General features: G+C 67.0%; 19 protein-coding genes. 9 read left to right on the top strand and 10 right to left on the bottom strand.

What is annotated here, in order from left to right; all coding sequences use genetic code 11:
• Positions 1-3: 3 nt before the first annotated feature.
• Both modB and modC read left to right on the top strand, forming a co-directional pair.
• Positions 4-699 carry a molybdate ABC transporter permease subunit gene (gene modB / locus J0A90_RS00795; RefSeq protein ID WP_207037223.1) on the top strand — a complete coding sequence of 232 codons (696 nt, stop codon included), beginning with the start codon at positions 4-6 and terminating at the stop codon, positions 697-699.
• Entirely contained in the window at positions 696-1,787 is a 1,092-nt protein-coding gene (gene modC / locus J0A90_RS00790) for a molybdenum ABC transporter ATP-binding protein (RefSeq protein ID WP_207037224.1), read from the top strand. The genes modB and modC overlap by 4 nt, the downstream gene beginning before the upstream one ends.
• A gap of 544 nt (positions 1,788-2,331) precedes the next feature.
• Here modC and J0A90_RS00785 read toward each other — a convergent pair.
• Positions 2,332-2,964 carry a TetR family transcriptional regulator C-terminal domain-containing protein gene (locus J0A90_RS00785; RefSeq protein WP_207037225.1) on the bottom strand — a complete coding sequence of 211 codons (633 nt, stop codon included), beginning with the start codon at positions 2,962-2,964 and terminating at the stop codon, positions 2,332-2,334.
• Positions 2,965-3,166: 202 nt separating this feature from the next.
• Between J0A90_RS00785 and xdhA the strand changes: the two genes are divergently transcribed.
• Genes xdhA through guaD form a run of 4 tightly spaced genes read left to right on the top strand, consistent with a single transcriptional unit; the run spans position 3,167 to position 9,275 of the window.
• Positions 3,167-4,609 carry a xanthine dehydrogenase small subunit gene (xdhA, locus tag J0A90_RS00780; RefSeq protein WP_207037226.1) on the top strand — a complete coding sequence of 481 codons (1,443 nt, stop codon included), beginning with the start codon at positions 3,167-3,169 and terminating at the stop codon, positions 4,607-4,609.
• Positions 4,593-7,034: a xanthine dehydrogenase molybdopterin binding subunit gene (gene xdhB / locus J0A90_RS00775; protein WP_207037227.1), complete on the top strand. Its 2,442-nt coding sequence runs from the start codon at positions 4,593-4,595 to the stop codon at positions 7,032-7,034. The genes xdhA and xdhB overlap by 17 nt, the downstream gene beginning before the upstream one ends.
• Complete coding sequence (gene xdhC, locus J0A90_RS00770) at positions 7,031-7,924, top strand: xanthine dehydrogenase accessory protein XdhC (RefSeq protein WP_207037228.1); 894 nt, start codon at positions 7,031-7,033, stop codon at positions 7,922-7,924. Before xdhB ends, xdhC begins: the two co-directional genes overlap by 4 nt.
• 16 nt (positions 7,925-7,940) lie before the next feature.
• Positions 7,941-9,275 carry a guanine deaminase gene (gene guaD / locus J0A90_RS00765; protein WP_207037229.1) on the top strand — a complete coding sequence of 445 codons (1,335 nt, stop codon included), beginning with the start codon at positions 7,941-7,943 and terminating at the stop codon, positions 9,273-9,275.
• A 34-nt stretch (positions 9,276-9,309) separates the two neighbouring features.
• Here the strand turns inward: guaD and J0A90_RS00760 are convergent, their stop codons facing one another.
• The gene (locus J0A90_RS00760; RefSeq protein ID WP_233076382.1) at positions 9,310-10,275 is read right to left on the bottom strand and encodes a hydroxymethylglutaryl-CoA lyase; all 966 of its coding nucleotides are present in this window, start codon (positions 10,273-10,275) and stop codon (positions 9,310-9,312) included.
• Positions 10,275-11,477, bottom strand: a complete 1,203-nt coding sequence (locus tag J0A90_RS00755; protein WP_207037230.1) for a CaiB/BaiF CoA-transferase family protein — start codon at positions 11,475-11,477, stop codon at positions 10,275-10,277. The genes J0A90_RS00760 and J0A90_RS00755 overlap by 1 nt, the downstream gene beginning before the upstream one ends.
• 185 nt (positions 11,478-11,662) lie before the next feature.
• On the opposite strand from J0A90_RS00755, the gene J0A90_RS00750 reads away from it, so the two are divergent.
• Positions 11,663-12,622, top strand: a complete 960-nt coding sequence (locus tag J0A90_RS00750; RefSeq protein WP_207037231.1) for a LysR family transcriptional regulator — start codon at positions 11,663-11,665, stop codon at positions 12,620-12,622.
• Between the two features lie 16 nt (positions 12,623-12,638).
• Here the strand turns inward: J0A90_RS00750 and J0A90_RS00745 are convergent, their stop codons facing one another.
• From J0A90_RS00745 to J0A90_RS00730, 4 genes are all read right to left on the bottom strand, one after another.
• Complete coding sequence (locus tag J0A90_RS00745; RefSeq protein ID WP_207037232.1) at positions 12,639-14,045, bottom strand: mannose-1-phosphate guanylyltransferase/mannose-6-phosphate isomerase; 1,407 nt, start codon at positions 14,043-14,045, stop codon at positions 12,639-12,641.
• A gap of 119 nt (positions 14,046-14,164) precedes the next feature.
• The gene (locus J0A90_RS00740) at positions 14,165-15,520 is read right to left on the bottom strand and encodes a UDP-glucose/GDP-mannose dehydrogenase family protein (protein WP_207037233.1); all 1,356 of its coding nucleotides are present in this window, start codon (positions 15,518-15,520) and stop codon (positions 14,165-14,167) included.
• 491 nt (positions 15,521-16,011) lie between these two features.
• The gene (locus J0A90_RS00735; RefSeq protein ID WP_207037234.1) at positions 16,012-16,236 is read right to left on the bottom strand and encodes a hypothetical protein; all 225 of its coding nucleotides are present in this window, start codon (positions 16,234-16,236) and stop codon (positions 16,012-16,014) included.
• Positions 16,237-16,689: 453 nt separating this feature from the next.
• On the bottom strand, positions 16,690-17,067 hold the full coding sequence (locus J0A90_RS00730; protein ID WP_207037235.1) for a histone-like nucleoid-structuring protein, MvaT/MvaU family: 378 nt from the start codon (positions 17,065-17,067) through the stop codon (positions 16,690-16,692).
• Positions 17,068-17,469: 402 nt separating this feature from the next.
• Between J0A90_RS00730 and J0A90_RS00725 the strand changes: the two genes are divergently transcribed.
• Entirely contained in the window at positions 17,470-18,381 is a 912-nt protein-coding gene (locus tag J0A90_RS00725) for an N-acetylmuramoyl-L-alanine amidase (RefSeq protein ID WP_207037236.1), read from the top strand.
• Here J0A90_RS00725 and J0A90_RS00720 read toward each other — a convergent pair.
• Positions 18,335-18,883: a helix-turn-helix domain-containing protein gene (locus J0A90_RS00720; protein WP_207037237.1), complete on the bottom strand. Its 549-nt coding sequence runs from the start codon at positions 18,881-18,883 to the stop codon at positions 18,335-18,337. The two genes, J0A90_RS00725 and J0A90_RS00720, sit on opposite strands and share 47 nt — an antisense overlap.
• 303 nt (positions 18,884-19,186) lie before the next feature.
• On the opposite strand from J0A90_RS00720, the gene J0A90_RS00715 reads away from it, so the two are divergent.
• Positions 19,187-20,371, top strand: a complete 1,185-nt coding sequence (locus tag J0A90_RS00715; protein WP_207037238.1) for a benzoate/H(+) symporter BenE family transporter — start codon at positions 19,187-19,189, stop codon at positions 20,369-20,371.
• Here the strand turns inward: J0A90_RS00715 and J0A90_RS00710 are convergent.
• On the bottom strand, positions 20,368-21,234 hold the full coding sequence (locus tag J0A90_RS00710) for a transglutaminase family protein (protein WP_207037239.1): 867 nt from the start codon (positions 21,232-21,234) through the stop codon (positions 20,368-20,370). The two genes, J0A90_RS00715 and J0A90_RS00710, sit on opposite strands and share 4 nt — an antisense overlap.
• Before the next feature lie 150 nt (positions 21,235-21,384).
• Entirely contained in the window at positions 21,385-23,940 is a 2,556-nt protein-coding gene (locus J0A90_RS00705; protein WP_207037240.1) for a circularly permuted type 2 ATP-grasp protein, read from the bottom strand.
• Positions 23,941-24,340 lie beyond the last annotated feature (400 nt).

The raw sequence follows: 24,340 nt of genomic DNA, 5'->3' as shown, positions 1-24,340 counted from the left end.
CGGGTGCTTTCGGACGCCGAATGGCAGGCGCTGGCGCTGAGCCTCAAGATCGCTGGCAGCGCGGTGGGCTGGACCCTGATCCCCGGGATCGCGCTGGCCTGGCTGCTGGCGCGGCACGACTTCCGTGGCAAGTCACTGCTGGATGGTGTCATCCACTTGCCGCTGGTGTTGCCACCGGTGGTGGTGGGCTATCTGCTGCTGCTGACGCTGGGCCGCCAGGGCTGGCTCGGGCACTGGTTGCAGGCGAGTCTCGGCATCACCCTGCCGTTCACCTGGCAGGGTGCCGCCGTGGCCGGCGGGGTCATGGCCTTTCCCCTGCTGGTGCGCGCGGTACGGCTGTCGCTGGAAGCGGTCGACCCCAAGCTCGAGGCCGCCGCGGCGACCCTCGGTGCCGGACGCTGGCGGGTGCTGTTCACCATCACCCTGCCGCTCGCCCTACCCGGCCTGCTCACCGGCAGCGTGCTGGCCTTCGCCCGCGCACTGTCGGAGTTCGGCGCCACCATCACCTTCGCCTCGAACATTCCCGGCGAGACCCGCACCCTGCCGCTGGCGCTCTACACGCTGATCCAGACCCCCGGCAAGGAGGCCGCCGCCGCGCGACTGTGCGCGATCTCCATTGCCATCGCGATGCTCTCGCTGATCGCCTCCGAGTGGCTCGCTCGCCGCGCCCGGCGGCGCCTGCAGGAGCGTGACCGATGACCTCCCGCAATGCGCTCTCGCTCGACCTGCGCAAGCGCCTCGGCGATTTCACCCTGGAGATGAAGCTGGAGGTGGCAGCGAGCGGGGTCACCGCGCTGTTCGGGGAATCCGGCAGCGGCAAGACCAGCCTGCTGCGTCTGATCGCCGGCCTCGACCGCCCGGACGCCGGGCATGTGCGCCTGGATCAGCGGTGGCTGACCCACTGCCAGCGCGGCATCGCGGTGCCGGTGCATCGCCGTCGACTCGGCGTGGTGTTCCAGGAGCCGCGCCTGTTCCCCCACTACCGAGTGCGCGGCAACCTCACTTACGGCATGCCGCGGGCAGGCCGTGGGCGCTTCGACGATCTGGTCGCGCTACTGGGTATCGAGCCGCTGCTCGAGCGCCTACCGGGCACGCTCTCCGGCGGCGAAGCCCGACGCGTCGCCATCGGCCGTGCGCTGCTGACCCAGCCGCGCCTGCTGCTGCTGGACGAGCCGCTCACCGGCCTCGATGGCGAGCGCAAGCAGGAGCTGCTGCGCTATCTGATGCGCTTGACCCGAGAGATCGACATTCCCGTGCTCTATGTCAGCCACGACACCCAGGAGATCACCGCCATCGCCGACCATCTGGCGCTGATCGACAGCGGGCGCCTGGTGGCGCACGGCTCGCTCGATGCGCTGCTGCAGCGGCTCGACCTCGGTGGTCGCCTGGGCGGCTTCGACGCCGCCTCACGCCTGTGCGGCAACATCACTGCCCAGGATGCACACTACGCGCTGACCCGGATCACCCTGGCCGATGGCCAGACACTGCGCGTGCCGCGTATCGACCAGCCGCTCGGCGGTGAGGTACGTCTGCGCATCGGCGTGCGCGACGTCGCCATCGCCCTGGCGATGCCAGCAGATACCAGCTATCGCAACGGCCTCGCCGCACGTATCGTCGACACCGCCCCTTCGACCCACGATCCCAGCGCCCAGGAGCTACGCCTGACGGTCGGCGAGCAGTCGCTGCGCGCGCGCCTGACCCGGCAGGCTTGCGACGAGATGCAGCTGACACCGGGGCGGGAGGTGATCGCGCTGATTCGCAGTGTCGCCTTCGAAGCGCCGGTATGAATCGCCCCAATGGCCGATCGTCACCGGGACCGCACGCGCAGACCGTTTGAATAGAACCAAACGAGGGGAGCCGCACGAAGTGAGCGGCGCAAGGACCATACGGCGCCCCTCACGAGAACTGTTGGCAGAATTTTCTTTAACCGAAACAACGGCTTCCCGGCGCCCGGAGAAAGCGTTTACCGAGCACTGTTTCTTTTTGTAATTATTGGATTTTAAACGAAAAAGTCATTAGCGAACGGACTCATCGCTCGGCTAGAATGGCCGTGGCAGGATGCCACCCAAGGAACCCGCTCAGGGACGCAGCGTTTTGGCAGGGATCGCGCCAGGGAGAGCCCAGGGATCGATCCAGAGCAAAAGGAGCTTGCCGGCGCTCAAGGTCGAGACTCGACAGGAGGTCGAGTGCGAAGGGACTCGCTTCCGTCGTATCGTTTTTCGATGCCTCATCGTCTTGTTCCCGTCGTTTCCCCTTCGCGGCCTTGCTTGACTTCCCCAATGTCGTTGTTGCACCCCTTTTTACACCTCTGGTTTTTATCCCTCTGGTCTTTCACCCACGCGTCAGCCCACACCCCTTTAGAATGACCTGACATAGACAGTCGGTGGCGGCGGCGAAATCGGCGTCCGCCAGACCGGCCTGCCCGGTGATACCAAGCACCTGCGCCTCGAAATCAGCATAGTGCTGGGTCGCCGACCAGATCAGGAAGATCAGCCAGACCGGGTCCACCGGATCCATGCGCCCCTGCTCGGCCCAGCGCCGGAAGATCGCTGCACGCGACTCGACCCACTCGCGCATGCTGCCGGCAAGGGTCTCCTGCAGAAATGGCGCTCCCTGCAGTATTTCATTGGCAAACAGCCGCGAGCTGAGCGGGTGCGTCTGGCTCAGCGCCATCTTGCTGCGGATGAACGTCTCGATCACCGTGGCCGGATCATCGTCTTCGCTGATATCGCTGAGGGCGGTGTTCCAGCGCGCCATGGTGCGTTCCAGCAGTGCCACGTAGAGCCTGCGTTTACTGCCCACGTAATAGAGCACATTGGACTTGGGCAGCTCGGCGGCGGCGGCGATCGCCTGGATGCTGGCCCCACGATAGCCGTGGCGCGCGAAGACCAGCTCCGCGGCGTCGAAGATCCGCCGTTCGTTGCGCTCGCGAACCGTCGGTTCCGCTGCAATCGAATCACTCACGCGCTCTCCTTGAATCGTCGAAGGTCCACGCGCAATCTTACCCGAACCCTCTTGCCTAGGGGCGTACGATCGGAGAACCTGTAGCGACTTGACCGATCGGTCAGTTTTTACCGACTCTCGTCACGCACCGCTCGGTCTTCCCGCCGGCTTGGCCGCCTGACGTCCAATACAACGACAACGACAACACCACCAGGGGTGAGCGATGATCGAATTCTTCCTCAACGGCCGACGCCAGTGCGTGGAGGCAGCCCCCGCTACCAGCGTGCTGGCGTTGCTGCGCGAGACGCTGGGCCACTGCGGCACCAAGGAGGGCTGCGCCTCCGGCGACTGCGGCGCCTGTACCGTGGCGATCTCCGACCCCGACTCGCCGGCGGCGTGGCGTACCGCCAACGCCTGCATTACCCCGGCGCATCAGCTTCAGGGCTGCCATCTGGTCACGGTGGAGGGGTTGGCGCGGGGAGAGGCGTTGCATCCGGCCCAGGCCGCCATGGTCGAGTGCCATGCCAGTCAGTGCGGTTTCTGTACCCCCGGCATCGTAATGTCGCTGTTCGCCCTGCACGAGTCGCGCCGCCAGACGCCTGCCGCCCCGCTCGCGCCCCAGGCGCTGGAAGCCGCGCTGGGCGGCAATCTTTGCCGCTGCACCGGCTACCGCCCGATCCGCGATGCCGCCCATGCCATGGCCACGCAGCCGGACAGCCGGCCGAGCTGGACTGACGACCCGGAGCTCGAGACGGCGTGGCGCGCGCTCGGTCGCGCCAGCCGCGCCACGCACTACCACACGCCGCAGAATCTCGCCGAGCTTAAGCAACTGCGCCGCGAACATCCGCAGGCGCCGCTGGTGGCCGGCGCCACCGATCTGTGGCTCGGCGTCACCCAACGGCTCGAACAGTGGCCCGAGGTGATCGATCTCAGTCAGGTCGCCGAGCTGCGCCGCATCGAGGCAGAGGACAAGGGGTGGTGGATCGGTGCAGCGGTCACCTACCGCGAGTGGGAGCCACTGCTGCAGACCCACTACCCAGCCTTCGCCCATCTGCTCGAACGCCTCGGCTCGGCGCAGATTCGCCATCGCGCCACGGTCGGCGGCAATATCGCCAACGCCTCGCCCATCGGCGACACCCCGCCGGTACTGCTGGCACTCGAGGCGCGGCTGAGACTGGCAGGCCCCGAGGGCGAACGCGAACTGCCGCTCTCGGCGTTCTTCCTCGACTACCGCAAGACCGCCCTGCGCCCGGGCGAGTGCATCGTGGCCATCTGGCTGCCGCGACCCGAGGACGACGCACAGCTGCGGGTATGGAAACTTTCCAAGCGCCGTGAGGACGACATCTCGACCCTGCTCGGCGCCTTCCATTGGCGTCACACCGGAGCGCGGCTGCACGACGTGCGCGTGGCCTTCGGCGGCATGGCGGCGACCCCGCTGCGGGTGCCCACGGTGGAGGCTGCACTCGAAGGCCAGCCGGCCACGGCGGCGACCTTCGCCGACGCCAAGCGGGCCCTGCGTGCGGCGCTGACGCCGCTGGACGACGTGCGCGGCTCCGCCGACTATCGCCTGACCGCCGCCACCAACCTGCTCGAGCGCTGGGCGCTGATCCTCGACCCGAGCCGCGACGATACTCAGGAGGTGGCGCTCGATGCGTACGCTCACTAAACGTCTGCAGGCCAGTCACTCCAGCGCCGAGACGCGCCCGCAGGCGCCCGCCGCCGAAGCCCCGGTGCAGGGCGACGAGCCGCTGGCGCGGGAAGCCATCGCACCCACCCACGACGCGTCACGCCAGCCGCAGGCCGCACGCCACGAAAGTGCGGTCAAGCATGTCACCGGACGCGCCCACTATATCGATGACCTCCCCGCGCCGGCGGGAGCGCTGCATGCCATGGTCGGCTTGAGCGAAGTCGCCCACGGCCGCCTGCTCCGGCTCGATCTCGACGCCGTGGCCAAAAGCCCCGGGGTGGTCGACGTCATCAGCGCCGGCGACATTCCCGGACACCGTGATATCGGCCCGGTCTTTCCCGGCGACCCGCTGTTCGCCGAGACCAGTGTGAGCTATGTCGGCCAGCCGCTGTTCGCGGTGGCAGCCACCAGCTATGCCGCGGCACGCCGTGCGGTGCGCGCCGCCGTGGTCGAGATCGAAGCGCTGACGCCACGCTTCGATGCGGTCGCCGCCGCCGCGGCCGGTGAGTTCGTGCGCCCCTCCCACCGCCAGGTCGGCGGCGACTGGGACCAGGCACTGGCGCAGGCGCCCCACGTGCTGGAAGCGCGTCAGTTCGTCGGTGGTCAGGAGCACTTCTATCTCGAGGGGCAGGCGTGCCTGGTCATCCCCAGCGAAGACGAGGGCGTGACCGTCCACACCTCTAACCAGCACCCCAGCGAAACCCAGAAGCTGGTCGCCGAGGTGCTCGATATCCCGTTCCATGCAGTGACGGTGGAGAACCGGCGCATGGGCGGCGGCTTCGGCGGCAAGGAGACCCAGGCCGCACCCTGGGCCTGCATGGCGGCGCTGCTCGCCCGGCGCAGCGGGCGCGCGGTGCGCCTGCGCCTGCCCCGGGTGGAGGACACCCGTGCCACCGGCAAGCGCCATCCGTTCCACAACCGCTACCGCCTGGGTATCGACGACGACGGCGTGATCCTCGGCGGCGACATCGAGCTGATCGGCGACTGCGGCCACTCACCGGATCTCTCCGAGGCGGTGGTCGACCGCGCCATGTTCCACGCCGACAACGCCTACTCGCTGGGTGCGGCACGCGTCACCGGGCATCGCGCGCGCACCCACACTGCCTCCAACACGGCTTTTCGCGGCTTCGGTGGCCCCCAGGGGATGATGATCATCGAGCGGGCCATGGACGATATCGCTCGCCATCGCGGCGAGGACCCGCTGACCATCCGCCAGCGCAATCTCTACCGCCCAGGCCGCGAGACCACCCACTATGGCCAGCGCGTCGACCAGCACCCGCTGCTGCACCACATCGTCGAACGCCTGACCCAGAGCAGCGACTACTGGCAGCGCCGCGAGGCGATCACCGCGTTCAACCGCCAGAGCTCGGTGGTCAAGCGTGGCCTGGCGCTGACCCCGGTCAAATTCGGTATCTCCTTCACCGCCAAGCACCTCAACCAGGCCGGCGCCCTGCTCCACGTCTATACCGACGGCAGCGTGATGATCAATCACGGCGGCACCGAGATGGGTCAGGGCCTGCATACCAAGATCTGCCAGGTGGTGGCACGGGAGCTGGGGCTCGATCTGGCGGCGGTGCGGATCAGCGCCACCCGCACCGACAAGGTGCCCAACACCTCGCCCACCGCAGCCTCCAGCGGCGCCGATCTCAACGGCATGGCGGCGCGCGATGCAGCGATTCAGATACGCCGGCGGCTGCTCGACTTCGCCGCCGAGCACTTCCAGTGGGACCGCGAGGGGCTGGCACTGCAGGCGGGCGCGCTGGTCGCCGGTGACGGCGATGCCGGCCATCGGGTCGCCTGGGGCGAGCTGATCCAGGCCGCCTATCTGGCCCGGGTCTCGCTCTCGGCCACCGGCTTCTACGCCACGCCGCTGATCCACTACGACCGCGACAGCGGCCAGGGGCGCCCGTTCTACTACTTCGCCTACGGCGCCGCGGTGAGCGAGGTGCGCGTGGACACCCTGAGCGGCGAGTACCGGGTCGAGCGCGTCGACGTGCTCCACGACGTCGGCGACTCGCTCAATCCGGCTATCGACCGCGGCCAGGTGGAGGGCGGGTTCATCCAGGGGATGGGCTGGCTGACCAGCGAGGAGCTGAAGTGGAACGCCGAGGGCCGCCTGCTCAGCGACGGTCCGGCGACCTACAAGATTCCCACCTTCGGCGACCTGCCACCGGTGTTCAACGTCGAGCTGCTGGAGGGCCACCCCAACTCCCAGGCCAGCCTCTATCGTTCCAAGGCAGTGGGCGAGCCGCCGTTCATGCTGGCGATCTCGGTGTGGTCGGCGCTGCGCGACGCCTTGGCCAGCCTGGTCGACTACCGCGAGAGCCCCGACCTGGATACGCCGGCCACCCCCGAGCGCGTGCTGCTGGCGGCCGAGGCCCTGCGCCGGCGAGACGAGCCATGATACCCACCCCCGACAAGGCCAAGAACGGGTGGGCACCGGAGCCCTGGCATGCGGCACTGCATCGCCTGCAGCAGGCGGGCGAGGCCCACGTGCTGGCGAGCATCGTCGCCGCCAGCGGCTCGACCCCGCGGGAGCCCGGAGCCAAACTGGTCATCACGCCGGGGCAGGTGATCGATACCCTGGGCGGCGGCCACTTCGAGCAGCAGGTGATCGCACTGGCGCGGGAAGCACTAGCGACACCGTCCGCCACGCCGCAGACGCATCTGGAGACCTTCGTGCTCGGCGCCCGCTCGGGCCAGTGCTGCGGCGGCTGCGTGCAGGTGCTGATCGAGCACTTCCCCGGCGCCGAGCAGCATCTGAGCCTGTTCGGCGCCGGCCACGTGGGCCAGGCGCTGGTCGCTCTACTGGCACCGCTGCCGTGGCGGATCGACTGGTTCGACAGCCGTGCCACGGCGTTCGAGGGTGCCGCCGGCGGCCCCCGCGTGCACTGTCACACGGTCGATGCCGACGCTTCGGACGCCGCGCTGGCGGAGCTGGTCGGAGACGGCCACGTGCTGATCATGACCCACGACCACGCCCTCGACCGCCGGCTGGTGGCTGCCCTGGCGCCGCGTGCCGATCTCGCCTCGCTGGGGCTGATCGGCTCGGCCAGCAAGTGGTCGAGCTTTCGCGCGGCGCTGGGGCGGGCCGGGCTCGGCGAGGCCGATCTGGCGCGGGTGCGCTGCCCCATCGGCCTCGCCGCCAGCGCCGCCAAGCGCCCCCAGGAGATCGCCATCAGCGTCGCCGCCGAGCTGCTGGCGCTCTCCACGCCGCCCGCCGAGGCGGACGACGATCACCATCGCGGCATTCCTGCGGCCACGCTGCGGGATGCCTTCCCCTCTGCCCGCTGACGATGACCTTGCCATCATGACCCAATCGCACCGACTGCTCCGCGGCGCCCTGTTCACCTGCCTCGACGATCCCGGCGAGGACAACACCCCGCTGCCCGACACCACGCGCTATCTCGAGGATGGCGCGATCTGGATCGTCGACGGGCATATCCACGCCGTCGACGACTACGCCGCCCTGGCCGCCCGGCTGCCGCCGGAGATCGAGGTGGTCGACTACCGCGGCAAGCTGATGATGCCAGGCTTCATCGATAGCCATGTCCACTATGTGCAGCTCGATATCATGGCCTCCTACGGCCACCAACTGCTCGACTGGCTCAACGACTACACCTTCCCCGCCGAGTGCCGCTTCGCCGACGCCGAGCACGCCCGGCAATCCGCGGAGCGCTTCCTCGACGAGCTGCTGCGCGCCGGCACCACCACCGCTCAGGTGTTCTGCTCGTCGCATCCGGTCTCGGTCGATAGCTTCTTCGGCGCCGCCCAGCGGCGTCGGCTGCGCATGCTCGCCGGCAAGGTCCTGATGGACCGCAACGCCCCCGCAGCGCTCACCGACGATACCCTCGGCGGCGTGCGCGACAGCGAACGGCTGATCGCCGACTGGCACGGCCGCGACCGTCTCGCCTACACCCTGACGCCGCGCTTCGCCCCGACCTCCACCCGCGAGCAGCTCGACGCCGTGGGCGGGGTACTGCGCAGCGCGCCGGATCTCTACCTGCAGACCCATCTGTCGGAGAACCGCGGCGAGATCGCCTGGGTCGCCGAACTCTTCCCGGAGCGGCGCGATTATCTCGAGGTCTACGAACACTACGGCCTGGTGGGCCCGCGCAGTACCTTCGCCCACGGTATCCATCTGGATGACGGGCAGCGCCGCCGTCTGGCCGACCCGGGTGCCAACATCGCCTTCTGCCCGACCTCGAATCTGTTCCTCGGCAGCGGGCTGATGGACCGCCTGGCCTGCCGCGACGCCGGGCTGGCCACCTCGCTGGCCAGCGACGTCGGCGCCGGCACCTCGCTGTCGGGTTTCGGCACGCTGCAGGGGGCGTATCAGGTGGGAGCACTGCTGGGCCAGCCGCTGACCGGCTGGCAGGGGTTCTATCGGCTGACGCTGGGCAACGCCCGCGCGCTGCATCTGGCGGACAAGATCGGCAGCCTGCAGCCCGGCTACGAGGCCGATATCGTGGTACTCGACCCGGACGCCACGCCGCTGCTGTCGCGCCGCCTGAGCGGTGCCACGACGCTGGCCGAGCGCCTGTTCGCGCTGATGATGCTGGGTGACGACCGCACCGTGGCTGCTACCTGGGCCAACGGGCAGCCGGTGCACGTGCGCGATGCCGCAGCCGTGGGCAGCGACTGAATCGCGCCGCCGACGCCCGGGCCAGCGCGACTCGCTATTCGCTCCCCGTGGGCAGCGGATAGCGCCGCTCGGCGGTACCGGCCTTGACCACCTGGCCGGGCACCGCATGGCCGACCAGCGCCGGCAGCGCCTCGGCCACGGCGAGCAGGCGCGCCAGATCGACGCCGGTCTCCACGCCCATCTGGGCGAACATGTGGGCCAGATCCTCGGTGCACACATTACCGCTGGCCCCCGGCGCGAAGGGGCAACCGCCCAGGCCACCCAGGGCAGCGTCGAAGCGCGTCACCCCCTGCTGCCAGGCGCTGAAGGCGTTGACCAGCCCCATCCCGCGGGTGTCGTGGACGTGCAGGGTCAGCGCCAGCCACGGCCAGCGCGCCAGCACCGCGCCGCACAGGGTCGCGACCTGCTGCGGATTGGCCATGCCGGTGGTATCGCACAGGCTGATGCCCTGTATGCCCAGCGCCAGCAGGCGTTCGATGATCTCCATCACCCGTCGCTGCGCCACCCTGCCCTCGAACGGACAGCCGAAGGCGGTGGAGATCGAGGCGTTGACCCGGACCCCGCTGTCGCGGGTGAGCTCGACAATGCCGGCGAAGCGTGAAAGCGACTGCTCGGCGCTCATACGTAGATTGGCACGGCCGTGGCTATCGCTGGCCGAGAGCACCAGATTGATCTCGTCGACACCCACCGCCAGGGCACGCTCGGCGCCCTTCTCGTTGGGCACCAGGACGGCGTAATCGACCCCGGCGACGCGCTCGATCCCCTGCATCACCGCCTCGGCATCGCGCAGCGTGGGAATCGCTTTAGGTGAGGTGAAGGAGGTCGCCTCGATCTTGGCCACTCCGGTGCGCGACAGCGCATCGATCCAGCGGATCTTCTCCGCCGTGGGCACGAATCGAGACTCGATTTGCAGGCCATCGCGGGGTGCTACCTCGTTGAGCGTCACCCGCTCGCTGCCCCGCGGCATGCCGCTGGCCGGCGTCAGCGTATGGCGAGCCATCAGATCACCCCCCGCTCGCGCATTCTGGCCTGGGTTTCGCGGTCGATGCCGAGCTCGTCGAGCACATCCTGGGTGTGCTGTCCCAGCGCCGGGCCGCCGCCGTGGATACGCCCCGGCGTGCGGCTCAGCTTGGGCAGCACCCCGGGCACCTTGAGTTCGGCGCCGTCATCCAGGCGCACGCGCTCGATCATCTCGCGGGCCAGATAGTGCGGGTCGGCGACGATATCTTCGGCGGTGTAGGGGTAACCTACCGGCACCTGGGCGTTCTCGAGGGTGTCCAGGACCTGATCCCGCGGGTGCTGACGGGTCCACGCCTCGATCGCACCGTCGATCAGTTCGGCGTGCTGGCTGCGACCGTCGTTGTGGGCGAAGCGCGGGTCAGCGGCCAGATCGTCACGCCCGATCGCCTGCATCAAGCGTTTGAAGATGCTGTCGCCGTTGCCGGCGATCAGCACGTATTCGCCGCCGGCGCAGCGATAGGCGTTGGAGGGGGTGATACCGGGCAGCGCGCTGCCGGCAGGTTCGCGCACCACGCCGGCGGCGTCGTACTCGGGCAGCAGACTCTCCATCATGGCGAAGACCGACTCGTAGAGGGCGACGTCGATATACTGGCCGCGACCGCTGCGCTGGCGCTCCTGCAGCGCGAGCAGCGCGCCGATCACGCCGTAGAGCGCCGACAGCGAGTCGCCGATGCTGATACCGACCCGCACCGAGGGCTGGTCCGGGTGGCCGGAAAGATAGCGCAGGCCGCCCATGGCCTCACCGATCACGCCAAAGCCCGGGCGATCGCGGTAGGGACCGGTCTGGCCATAGCCGGAGATGCGCACCATGATCAGCCGCGGATTGAGCTCGCTCAGCGCCTCCCAGCCCAGATCCCACTGCTCCAGCGTGCCGGGGCGGAAGTTCTCGATCACGATGTCCGCCTCCGCCACCAGTCGGCGCACCACCGCCTGCCCCTCGGCCGTGCGCAGGTCCAGCGCCAGCGAGCGCTTGTTGCGGGTCTGCACGTGCCACCACAGCGAAGTGCCGTCCTTCAGCACGCGCCATTTGCGCAGCGGGTCCCCCGTGCCGGGCGGCTCGATCTTGATCACATCGGCGCCGAATTCGCCCAGCAGCTTGCTGGCGAAGGGGCCCGCGATCAGCTGTCCCAGTTCGATCACCTTGAGCCCGGCCAGAGCCTGGGCACCGTCGCTTGCCGACATCGCCTTCTCCCATGATTGGCAGCGACAGGCGCCGGCACCATAAAGGGTGGCGCGCGCCGGCCGCGGATGCCCGCCAGCATGGCGTAGCCCGGCGACGGCGACAATTGCGCAATCGTCAAGCAAGGCTTCGCCAAAGGCGAAAGCTGAGTTAGGCTCGGGGGCCCATCGCCAGCCTGCGGCCCATCATGAAGCGACTCGATTTCACCACCCTGCGCCTGTTCATCGCCATCGCCGACTCGCACAGCCTGACCCGGGCGGCGGCGCGCGAGCACCTGGCGCTGGCGGCGGTGAGCAAACGCATCAGCGATCTCGAGACGCAGCTCTCGACCGCCCTGCTCTACCGACGCCCCCGCGGCGTCGAGCTGACCCCGGCGGGGCATGCGCTGCTGCACCACGCACGCCACATGCTCGATAGCCTCGACCATCTGACCGCGGATCTGAGCGAGTACAGCGTGGGGGTCCGCGGGCATGTGCGCATGCACGCCAACACCTCAGCGGTGATCGAGTTCCTGCCCGAGGATCTGAGCGACTTCACCTGGCGCTACCCGCAGATCCGCATCGACATGCAGGAGCGCCTGAGCCACGAGATCATCGCCGCGGTGCGCGAAGGGCTCACCGATATCGGCATCTTCTCAGCGCATATTCCCGCCGCCGAGCTGCAGACCCGCGCCTATCGCCGCGACCGCCTGGCACTGGTGACCGCCAGCGACCATCCGCTCGCCGGGCACGCCAGCATCGCCTTCGCCGAGACCCTGGACTACGACTTCATCGGGCTGGAGCAGGACTCCTCGCTGCACAGTCTGCTGCAGCAGGACGCCCAGCGCCTGAAGCGCGCGCTGCGCATGCGCATCCAGGTGCGCAGCTTCGAGGGGATCTGCCGCATGATCGATCGCGGCATGGGGGTGGGCATTCTGCCGGCACGCGCGGTCTCGGCCTACCGCGGTAGCCTGTCGCTGGCGACGGTCCCGCTGAGCGACACCTGGGCCGAGCGCGAACTGGTGATCGGCATGCGCGACTACGACTCGCTGCCGCTGATCGCGCGCGAGATGGTCGACCACCTGACCGCGGCCGCCGAGCGCAGCGGCGCCTCCAGCCACGGCGAGACGCGGGCCGTCGACACCAAACGGCCCGCCGAAGACGTCTAGTCGCGCCGATAGATGTCTAGTCGCGCCGATAGACGTCGTCGAAACGCTCGATGTCGTCCTCGCCCAGATAGCTGCCGCTCTGGATCTCGATCAGTTCGAGCGGGATCTTGCCCGGATTCTCGAGCCGGTGCACCACCCCCAGCGGGATATAGGTGGACTGGTTCTCGGTCAGCAGGAAGGTGTCGTCGCCACAGGTCACCCGTGCGGTACCGCACACCACAACCCAGTGCTCGGCGCGGTGGAAGTGCTGCTGCAGCGAGAGGCGCCCACCCGGCGCCACGCAGATATGCTTGACCTGATAGCGCGCGGCGCGATGCACGCCATCGTAGCTGCCCCAGGGGCGATGAACGCGACGGTGGAGATCCCACTCGCTGCGATTGTCGCGCTTGAGCGCCGCGGCGATCCGCTTGACCTCCTGGGCCTGCTCGCGGTGGGTCACCAGCACCGCATCCGGGGTCTCCACGATCAGCAGATCGTCGACCCCCACTGCCGTGACCAGGCGGCTCTCGGCGCGGATCAGACTACCGTGCACGTCTTCGGTGATGACGTCGCCACTGAGCGCATTGCCCGCGGCATCCTTGTCGGCGATCTCCCATAGCGCTTGCCACGAGCCGACATCGGACCAGCCGGCGTCGAGCGCCACCACGCAGCCCTCGGCGGTATTCTCCATCACCGCGAAATCCACCGATTCGGCTTCGCAGGCGGCGAAGGGCGCCGGTGCCACGCGCAGAAAATCGAGATCCGACTGGCGCGCCTCCCAGGCGGCGGTCACCGCATCGAGCATGTCCGGACGGTGTGCGCCCAGCTCCTCCAGATAGCGGTCGGCGCGCATCAGGAACATGCCGCTGTTCCACAGATAGCGGCCGCTGGCGAGATAGGCTTCGGCGGTCGCGGCGTCGGGCTTCTCGACGAAGCGCTGGATCGGCACCGCGAATGCTTCACTCGGCGACTCGCTGGCCTCGATATAGCCGTAGCCGGTCTCGGCGCGGGTTGGGGTCACTCCGAAGGTCACCAGCCGGCCCTGGCGAGCCGCCGCCTGGGCCGGCCCCAGCGCCGCGCGCAGCGCCTCGGGGTCACGGATGGCGTGATCCGCCGGCAGTACCAGCAGCATGGCGTCGGGATCCCGCACCATCGCCTGCAGCGCGGCCAGGGCAATGGCCGGCGCGGTATTGCGCGGCGCCGGCTCGAGCAGAATCTCCGCGCGCCAGCCCGCCTCGCGCAGCTGCTCGGCGAGCACGAAGCGATGCGCTTCCTGGCAGACCACGATAGGATCAGCAGGTTCGAGGCTGATGAAGCGATCCAGGGTCTCGAGCAGCATGCTGCGCGGCCCTACCACAGGCAGGAACTGCTTGGGAAAGCTTGCCCGCGACATCGGCCACAGCCGGGTACCGGCGCCGCCGGCGAGCACCACGGGAATCAACATGTGCTGACGTCCTTAGTGGGTCGATAGATAATAAATCTATGATATCTCAGGCCGAGCCCGCCTGACGTCGAGACCACCGCGACCTGCCGGTCGCGGTACCTCTCTCTATCACCACGCGATCACCGTGCGCGCGGCGCCTGTTGCGCGAGCGAGTCGCCGCGCCCCACAGCGAAATAGAGCAGCCCGGCGTCGCGCACCGCCAGCGGGTCGAACAGATTGCGGCCATCGACGATTACCGGCGTGGTGAGTTCCCGCTTGAGCTGAGCGAAATCGACCGTCCGGAAAGACTTCCACTCGGTGCAAATGACCAGCGCATCGGCCCCCATCACCGCCTCGTCACGGGCGTCGACCAAAGTCAGGTCGTCGCGCTCGCCATAAAGCCGGGTGCACTCCTCCATCGCCTCGGGGTCGAAGGCACGCACCTTGGCACCGGCGGCCCACAGCGCTTCCATCAGCGCTCGGCTCGGCGCTTCACGCATGTCGTCGGTGTTGGGCTTGAATGCTAGTCCCCAGATCGCCACCACCTTGCCCGCCAGGGCGCCATCGAACGCCTGTTCGAGCTTCGCGAACAGCGTGGCCTTCTGACGCTCGTTGACCGCTTCCACCGCTTCCAGCAGCTGTGCCGGATAACCGATCTGGGCCGCGGTGCGCGACAGCGCCTGGACGTCCTTGGGGAAGCAGGAGCCGCCGTAGCCACAGCCCGGATAGATGAAGTGATAGCCGATACGCGGGTCGCTGCCGATCCCCCGGCGCACGTTCTCGACGTCGGCGCCCAAGCGCTCGGCCAGGTTGGCGATTTCGTTCATGAAGCTGATCTTGGTCGCCAGCATGGCGTTGGCGGCGTACTTGGTCAGCTCGGCGCTGCGCACGTCCATGAACATCAGCTTCTCGGCGCGCCGGTTGTAAGGCGCGTAGCACTCGCGCATGAGCGCCTTGACGCGTTCGGCGTCGGTCCCCACCACGATCCGCGCGCCGTGGGTGAAGTCCTCGATCGCAGCGCCCTCCTTGAGAAACTCGGGGTTGGAGCAGACATCGAACGGCAGCTCGACGCCGCGCCCGGCGAGGGTCTCGGCAATCGCCTCGTGCACGCGATCGGCGGTGCCCACCGGCACGGTGGATTTATCGACCACCACCTTGTAGGCGTCCATATGCTCACCGATCGAGCGCGCCACGGCGAGCACGTACTGCAGGTCGGCGCTGCCGTCCTCATCGGGCGGCGTGCCTACGGCGATGAACTGCAGCGTCCCGAATGCCACCGCCTGGCGGACATCGGTGGTAAAGGTCAGCCGCCCGTGGGCCACGTTCTCGGTGACCAGCGCTTCCAACCCGGGCTCGTAGATCGGAATCTCGCCACGCTTGAGCCGCGCGACCTTGTGTTCGTCGATATCCATGCACATGACGTCGTGACCTGCATCCGCCAGACAGGCCCCCGTGACCAGGCCGACGTAGCCCGTGCCGAAAATCGTGATTCGCATTGCGGTTCCTTCGACTTCGAATGAGAGCGCCCGAGCGCCGCGATACCGCTACCGCGACGACCATCGAGCACAGGATAGCTGGTGCCAATGGTAAAGGGTTTTGGTCTGCGTGGCGCGCTCCGGGCAGATCGAAACCGCGAGACACCGCCCGCTAGGCCTACGCTATCGGCGGTTCGACGAGGCCAATTGGCAGAACGCCGAAAGAGGATCGACCAGCAGGCAGTGGTTCGCTGGCAGGCAGGCGCTGACATGCTTAAAACTATTGGACAATTGCATAAAACGCCACCTAGCGTCGCGGAATACTTTAACTCGCGACAATCGCATAAGGGACTTCGGTAAATGTTGTCGCAATCCCGGTTTTTGCATACCGCGACGCTACGTATCCACATAACATCACGTAACGCCACGCTCTCACATAACGCAACGCTACGTTTCCAGGCGGAAACAGCGCGAGATAAGTCACATCAGGCTAAAAACGGCACGTACGCACTTCAAGAAAGATATTTCAACCGGGTCAGTGTCGTCAGCATATCGAGCACGCATTGCTGGCTCAGTGCATACTCCGACATCAGCGCATGGAGGCGATCTTCGAACCGTGGGCGTTCATCGACGGGGGACGAAGAGGCTTGACGTGAACCACCGTCGAGCTCTCGTAGCGCCTGCGCGAAAGCATCATCCAATTCTCGGAACTTACGGAGTTTATCGCGTTCGTTCATGTGTTGGCGTGGCATAGAGTAACGATCGTTGGCAGCAATGGCCAGACACCGTCAGGTGTAGGCAGTTGAGATGAATGACCCGAACAGGAACACGCCTGTGACGGCCGGACGAACCTCTCTAAACAAACCACTCTAGACAGGAGCGTGCGCAAACGGGAGCGAACGCGGCCCCCACAACAGGCTTTCAGCGGGTCGTCGAAAAGCATAGCGGAATTCTGCCGCGAAATCATCTATCGCGTAGACACCCTAAATGGGGTTCGCTTCAGTGCCCAACTGACGGCAAGGATGCGGTAAGGTCTTGGAAAAGCGAGACGACATGAAAAGGCTTGACAACAAAGAGCGCCCACCCTTATCGGGTAGACGCTCTTTCTCTGGCGACCTGCTCGAGCACGGCCAAGGCTGTGTCAGAAGGCTTTCCAGCTGCCTGCCACACTCGCCGGGCGTCGAATCGGATCACTCTTCGGTGCGCACGACCCAAGACTCCACGGTGTCGCCGCCGTGCTCTTCTTTCCACGCTTTCAGCGTTTTGTGGTTGCCGCCACGCGTCTCGACCACTTCACCCGTATTGGGGTTCTTGTAGATCTTGAGCTTGCGTTTGCGACGACCGCCAGCGCTTGCGGGTTGAGTACTGGCAGCAGCACTGCTGGGACGCGGGCTGAGCAGTTCGATGACGTCGGAAGCGGACTTACCATACTCCGCCATCAGGGCCTCGAGCTTCTCTTTGAATTCGAGCTCGGCCTTGAGGCGCTGGTCACCTTCCATACGCTTCAGCTCTTCTTCTAACTGCTTAAGGAGCTGTTCCTTTTTGACGTAGTCACTGAGAAGAGACATTCTGAGTTCCGTTGCAGATTGATTGGCCCTCACATTATTGCGCTAAAATCGCAACATGCAACCCTTTTGCAATGATATTTTTTGCTTACCACTGGTTAATAAGCGGCTTTCCGGATACCCACCGTGCAACGTAGATAAAGCAACTCAGGTAGCGCTGTATAATGAACTTTCTCATACCGCTCGACCCCATCGAGTGGACCATTTGGTACATATTTTTTTGCCATGGGCAAAGCCCGCATACCGACTGGTGTAGAGCGTTGCCGCCAGGGCTATGCTAGACGACTACCATGCGCCTTAGCGGCCGACTGCCGCCAATATCAGACATCGGCCCCCAGGAACTACTACCGCTGGAACTTTCAGCTTGGAAAATGACACACCGTGATATCTCCGAGATGCAAGACCTTGCCTGCACGCACCTGGCAACTGGCGGTCTTCGCCGCTCTGTTCACCGTCATCGCCGGCTGTGCCAGTTCCGGCCTGGCGCAGCGCGACGGCTATGTGGCAGATCGCCGCCAGCAGTCGAGCGCGTTCAATGAACGTGTGCGCTACGTGGTATTGCACTACACCGATTCCGAGGCGCCGCGCGCACTGAAAACGCTGATGGGCCCCAGGGTCAGCGCGCACTATGTGGTCGCGCGCATGCCCGAGGAGCGGGGTGGCGAGCCGGTGGTGTGGCAGCTGGTCGACGAGCAAAAGCGCGCCTGGCACGCCGGCGTCAGCGCCTGGGAGGACCGCACTCAGCTCAACGACTCATCGATCGGTATCGAGATCGTCAATCGCGGCCCGAACCACGACGCTGCGGTGCAGCACTGGGAGCCCTACTCCGAGGCGCAGATCGCGGCCGTCATTGCGCTGGTCGGCGACATCGTTCGGCGCTATCGGCTGCCGCCCACGGCGATCGTCGGTCACGCCGATATCGCCCCAGAACGCAAGATAGATCCGGGCCCGGCCTTTCCCTGGCAGCGCCTCTACGCCGCCGGCATCGGCGCCTGGCCGGATGCCGATAGCGTCGCCCGCTATCGGCAACGCTTTGAACACTGTCCACCGACACTCACTCAGTTGCAGCGGGCGCTTGCCGCTTACGGTTATGCGCTACCCGTCAGCGGCGAGCGCGATGCGCGGACCCAAGCGGTGCTGCGCGCCTTCCAGATGCACTTCCGAGCGTCGGATTACCGCGGCGAGCCTGACATCGAGAGTGCAGTGATCGCCTGGGCGCTGCTCGCCAAGTACCGTCCCGAGGCCCTGCAGGATGCACGTCTGACCACGCTCACATGCCCGCCGGATAGTGGATCAGGTCGTGGATTCGCGCCCTAGACGCGTCGAGATTGCGATAGGCGTGGGGCCGGTCTGCGGCGAAGCGCATGGCATCGCCGGCCTCGAGACGATGCCACTGCCCCTCGATCGCGAGCTCCATGGCGCCCTCGATAACGACGACGTGCTCGACGATCCCCGGCGCATGGGCCGGCGACTCACTCAGCGTGCCCTGCGGAAGATCGATGACGAACATCTCGAATCCCAGGCCGGGATCGAAGGCGAACAGCGGCTGCACCGTCATACCGGAGGCATCCTGGTGCCAGGGGATCGATGAGCGGCTGGCCGGGGCCAGACCGGGGGCCAGAAAGTAACTCATCGGGACGCGCAGGCCACTGGCGATCTTCCACAGCGTAGCCACCGTGGGAGTCGACTCCCCGCGTTCGATCTGCCCCAGCATCGCCTTGCTCACACCGGTCTCCCGGGCGACACCGTCCAGACTCAGCCGGCAAGCCTGGCGACGCGCCTTGAGTCGCTGACCCAGCGCCGCAAGATCGGCTTCCATGACAACTCCTCTTAGAGGGTGTTTACAAATTCGACGAGCGAAGGCGAGACAAGGCGAAATCGGCCGAAAAGACGGAGTTTACGTGGTGTAAATGAGTACTTTGAGGTCGATTTCAACGCCGTATCGTCGAGCGCAGGCATTTTGTAAACACCCTCTTAGGTTACATGGCGGTTCGCACAGCTATCTTCGGCAATGCACGTGTCAGAAGCAATGCACGTGCCAGAAGCAATGTACGTTATAGCGCACATTGCTTCCGTAGAGCTCGTGCGCTATAACGCACGAATCCTTTTCGAGATCCTCGCCATGCCCCACTCCAACTTCTGGCGCGACAGCAGCCCCGCCCACGCCACGGCCGGCTTCGTCGCCGTGCTGGTCGGCTATAGCAGCTCTGCGATCATCATCTTCCAGGCGGCCGCCGCTGCGGGAGCCTCACCGAGCCAGATCGGGGCCTGGCTGAGCGCGCTTGGGCTGGCGATGGGCATCACCTCGATCGGGCTCTCGCTGCGCTACCGCCAGCCGATTCTCACCGCCTGGTCGACACCCGGCGCCGCGCTGCTCGCGGTCAGCCTGCCTGGCAGCTCGCTCAACGAAGCGATCGGGGTATTCATGTTCTGCGCCCTACTGGTGCTGATCTGCGGCATCACCGGCTGGTTCGCTCGGCTGATGCAGGTGATCCCGCAGTCGATCGCAGCGGCGATGCTGGCCGGGGTGCTGCTGCGCTTCGGTGTCGATGCCTTCGTCTCATTGGGCCACGAGTTCACTTTGGTGCTGGTGATGCTAGCGACCTATCTGATCGCCAAGCGCTGGCTGCCCCGCTACGCCATCCTGCTGGTGCTGACACTAGGGCTCGCGTGCGCCGCCGCGCTGGGCAAGATCGATACCGCAGCAGCACGCTGGTCGTTCGCGCTGCCGTCAGCCGTCATGCCCCATTTCAGTCTCGCCAGCCTGCTCGGCATCGGCTTGCCCCTGTTCGTGGTCACCATGGCCTCGCAGAACGCGCCCGGCGTCGCCACGCTGCGTGCTGCGGGCTACGACACCCCGATATCGCCGCTGATGATCTGGACCGGTATAGCCACGCTGCTGCTGGCCCCCTTCGGGGCCTTCAGCGTGTGCCTCGCCGCCATCACCGCGGCAATCTGCATGGGCGGTGACGTCCACGCCGATCCGGCACGGCGCTATCCGGCTGCGGTCTGGGCGGGGCTTTTCTATCTGCTCGCGGCGGTATGCGGCGGCTCGATCGGCAGCCTGTTCGACGCCCTCCCGCGGGAGCTGGTCTTGGCCCTGGCCGGCCTGGCACTGCTACCGACCATCGCCAGCAGCCTGCACCGCGCGCTGCGCGAGGAGGCCCAGCGCGAGCCAGCGTTGATCACCTTCCTGGTCACCGGCTCCGGGGTGAGCCTGTTCGGTATCGGCGCGGCATTCTGGGGGCTGGTCGCGGGCATGCTGGCGCTGGGTATCGCCGGTTTTCGTCGCAGATCAAGATTTTAGGCGGGGTCGGTGGTCAACGGCTCCACATCCACCGCCACCTCCAGCACATGCGAGCCGCCGCCGCTCATCACCCCTTTCAGCGGCGGCACGTCGCCGTAGTCGCGGCCCCAGCCGGTGATCAGATGCCGCTCACCGGGCAGCGTACCGTTGGTCGGATCGAACTCCAGCCACCCCCAGCCCGGCAGATAGAGCGCACTCCAGGCATGGGAGGCATCCGCCCCCACCAGCCGTGGTTGACCCGGCGGCGGTCGCGTTTCGAGATAGCCGCTGACGTAGCGCGCAGCGAGCCCAAGTGAGCGCAGACAGCCGACCATCAGGTGGGCGAAGTCCTGACATACACCGCGGCGCGCCTCGAGCACGTCGAGCACCGGTGTCGCCAGCGTGGTGTAGTCGGGATCGTAGATGAAATCTTCGAAGATGCGCCGATTGAGTTCGGCGGCAGCCTCGAGCAGCGGCCGCCCCGGCGTGAAGCTGATGGCGGCAAAGTCGTAAAGCGCCGCGTGGCGGGTGACGAATGGCGAGTCGAGCTGATAGAGCCGGCACGCCACCCGCTCGCGGCTGGCCGCGCGCACTGCCTCCCAGGCGCCGACTGAAGGCGGCTGCGGGCGAGCGTCGACGGTCAAGCAGGTTTCGGCAGTCACGGTCAGGCTCTGATGCACCTCTTGAACGCTGAAGTAGTTGACCTCGTTGCCGAACGCGTCGCGCCGCGTCTGCAGTACGGCCGGCGCCGGCGTCACCGTCAGGCGGGTCGGTTCGGGGAGCTGCCAGGTCAAGCGCCGCGGCGTCAGGCGCGCCTCGTTGTGGCACAGCGAGACTGGCGCGGCGTAATCGTAACGGGTGCTGTGGCTGACGCGATAGCGCATGAAATCCGTTTCCCTCTCTAGCGACACCCGCGACTTCTCTCTAGCGATACCCAAGACTTCTCTCTAGCGACACCCGAGACGCCTGTCTGGATGCCCGAGAATCACGTCCGACACGTCGTAAAGCCAAGCACTCCGCCCTTCACGGTGTGCTCAGGGTGCCTGCATCGGAATCAGCTGGCGTGGCGCCTCGGCATGGCTGAAGTGGCTATACTCGATCGCCTGGGACAGTGCCGCCAGCGGCTCGGCAAGGGCGTCCAGCAGGCTCGCCAGAGCCTGCCTCGCCTGCGGCATCAGCGCGCTCTCGGCCAACGAATCGAGATCCGCCAGATGCAGCGCGGCCCGCGCGCGAATCAACAGCCTCGCCTCGTCGCTGCGATAGGGCGTATCCTGCGGCTGGGGTAGATGCGCGATCTGGCGCTCCAGACGCTTGAACATATAGCCGATCGAGCGCGGATTGCCCTCATCGAACAGCAGCAGATCGAGAATCGCCGCCGGATAGAGCTCACTGCGGTAGCGTCGGCGGTAGGCGCTCGCGTTGTCGGTAGTCGCCAGTACCACTTCCCACAGGCCATCACCAGCGGCCGGCCCACCGTCGTTCTCGGGTGCGACCTGGAGCGCCTCGATCAGCGCCACCCGCAGCAGACGCAGGGTGAGCATGGCACGCTCGATGAAGCGCCCGATATCGAGGAAACGCCAGCCGTAATGGTGCGGCATGGTCTCGTTGCAGAAGCCGAAGAACGCCGCCGACTGGGTGATCAGCGCTTCCACCGCGCGTCGCCCCTCATGGATGCCCGCCTGCGGCAGCCGCACGCCCTCCTGATGCAGCTGGTTGAATACCCGCCAGGCGTCGTCGCCGAGATGGTCGCGCACCGCCCGGCCGTTGGCCACCAGCCGCGCCAGCAAGCTGGGTAGCGCCTCAGAATGCCCCTCCTTGAACAGCGACAGAAGCTGCTCACGATCGTGCTGGAAGCGGTTCTGAGCGGAATCGGCCGGACCCCGCTCGAGCCCCAGCAGACGCAGCAGATCATCCAGCGCCGGGTCGGCGAGGGTTTCCTGATCCTGCTCCATCAGGCGATAGATCGCTTCACGCAGCAGCCTGGCGTGGCCGTCCAGACGCTCACCGTAGCGCCCCAACCAGAACAGGCTCTCGGCCACCCGGCTGGGCAGGTCGGCGCCGTCACGGGTGACCACGAACGGCTGTGACGCGCGTCGCAGCCGGCTGACGTGGGGCTGCGGCGAGGTAGCGCTGACCCACACGTCCTTGACGCACTGACTCGTCGCCATTGCCGCCCCGGGCAGCCCTTGCCACGCTACGCCCCCCGGCATCGCTTCGAAGCCCGCCGGCCGGCGCTGATCGTCGTAGCGCGCCTGCACGAAGCAGCGCAGATTGAAGGTCGCCGGCGTCAGCCCGGCGCCGACGTGGGTCATGAATGGCGCCGTGGCCCCCTCCAGCGGACGCGACGCCACATAGCGCTCGGGATGCGCCACCAGCGCCGCGCGCAGCGCCGCTTGTGCCGCCGGCGCCAGGCTTTTGGGCTCGCTGATCGCGTGGCCGGCGTCGATGCGCTGAAAGCGCAGCCGCTCGAAGTCGGCAAGCGCCCAGGCCAGGCCCGCCGCCTCGCCGCACCAGTGCGACTCGGGCCCCGAGATCGCCAGCGGTTCGCCCAGCAGGCGCTCGCACAAACGCGGCAGATAGGCCGCGATCAGTGGATTCTCCAGCACGCCGACACCCGGCGGGTTGGCCACCCCGACACCCCCACCGCGAATCGCCGCGAGCAGCCCGGGCACGCCGATCAGCGAGTCGGCCTCCAGCTCCAGCGGGTCGCTCCAGGCATCGCCGATCTGCTTGAGCAGCACGTCCACCGGCTCCAGTCCGCCCAGGGTGCGCATCCATACCCGCGCATCGCGCACCACCAGATCACTGCCCTCGACCAGCGCCAGATTGAGATAGTTGGCCAGGTAGGCGTGTTCGAAATGACTGGCGTGCGCCGATCCCGGGGCCAGCAGCGCAATACGCGGTTGGTTGAGTGTCAGCGGCGAGAGTGCGCCCAGGGCGTGGTGCTGACGCTCGAGGAAGCCCGCCAGACGACGCAGCGGCGCGTTGCGATAGACACCGGGAAAGGCACGCGCCATGGCGATCCGGTTCTCCAGCGCGAAGCCCATGCCGGTGGGTGTCTGCAGGTGGTCGGCGAGCACGCACCAGCGGCCGTCGCTATCGCGGCTCAGATCCACCGCGAGCAGGGAAAGCGCCGGCCCACGCTTGCCGTAGAGACGGTCGCAGGCGAGCAGAAAGCCCGGATTGGCGAACAGCGCATCGGCCGGCAGCACACCCTCCTCGAGCATGCGCCGGGGGCCGTAGATATCCGCCAGCAGCGCATCGAGCAGACGCATGCGCTGCTGCAGCGCGCGCTCCAGATGCTGCCACTCGGTCGGCGTGATCACCAACGGCAGCGGGTCGAGCCGCCATTGGCGCAAACTCTCCGGGTCGTCGGCCGAACGGCCGTAGGTGACGCCGTTTTCGTGCAGCAGGCGCTGAATCTCTTCGACCCGCTGGGCCAGGGTGTCGCCGTCGAGGCGCTCGAGTGCCGCCAGCAGCGGCTGCCAGCGTCGCCGCAGCGAACCGCGCGGGGTCACCAGTAGATCAAAGCCCGACTCGGTCTCATAGTCACCGAGCCAGGGTGTGGTGCGGGTGTCGGTCTCAGCCATCGCCGCCTTGCTACCTTTGCACGGGCACATCCGGCCAGCATCGAGTCCGGCCTCCTGCCGGACCACGCGAGCCACCCAGGGGCGGCCCGTCCATTTTCACGCAGGGCGTCGACCCGCTACGCCAGGCCGACGGCGGCGCGCACCTAGCCCGCGCGCCCTGGCGCCAGCTTAATCGCACCACCCGCCGGCGTCACCTCTGATCGCTTTATCGGCCGGCGGTGCTGTCGCTGCAGTCTTGCGCGCCGCAGATCGCTCACCCACCGCCTGGCCCGCGACGGCGAGAAAACTCAGTCACCTTCATCGCACAACGCAGGTGACAGCCTGGCCTGGCGCTCACTATGCTGAAGGAACGGGCCGAGACAACGCACCGAGAGAGCGGCGCCAGAAAGGAAGGTGGCAG

Origin of the sequence: Salinicola sp. DM10, from assembly GCF_017306975.2 — a bacterium.
In the GTDB taxonomy this organism is placed as follows: Bacteria; Pseudomonadota; Gammaproteobacteria; order Pseudomonadales; family Halomonadaceae; genus Salinicola.
The sequence above is the reverse complement of the archived record's forward strand: the minus strand, read 5'-3'. Positions and strand labels throughout refer to the sequence as shown.